Below are 379 nucleotides of genomic sequence, written 5' to 3'. Positions count from 1 at the left end.
CGCGGTTCTCGCCAGCATCGTCGAGAAGCTGCGGGCATGGGCGGATTCCGACCTATCTTGTAAAAACCAGCGCCACTTGCGGGCCGATTTTACCTTCGGCCTCGACGGCGGCGGCTGGAACGAGGAACTCACCCTTCAGCGCTATGAGCTGCTGTATGAGGCGGGGCTGGTTGAGGAAGCGCAGGCGGAACCCCGGATCAATTTCGGAAGGCCGATGTTCGCCGATCACCGCCGCATCCTCGCCACCGGAATTGCCCGGTTGAGGGCCAAAATCAAATACCGGCCGGTGGTATTCGAACTGATGGCCGACACCTTCACGCTGCTGCAATTGCAGCGTGCGGTCGAGGCGTTGGCCGGGCTGACGCTGCACAAGCAGAAT

Annotated in this window: 1 pseudogene; it reads left to right on the top strand. The window is 61.5% G+C overall.

The features are described from left to right. Nucleotides 1–379, top strand: a pseudogene (locus EN861_RS34440) (hypothetical protein); the annotation flags it as partial.

This window comes from Mesorhizobium sp. M8A.F.Ca.ET.218.01.1.1 (assembly GCF_004791165.1).
Lineage (GTDB): Bacteria > Pseudomonadota > Alphaproteobacteria > Rhizobiales > Rhizobiaceae > Mesorhizobium.
Note: the sequence above shows the minus strand (reverse complement) of the source record. Positions and strands in the feature narration are given on the sequence as shown.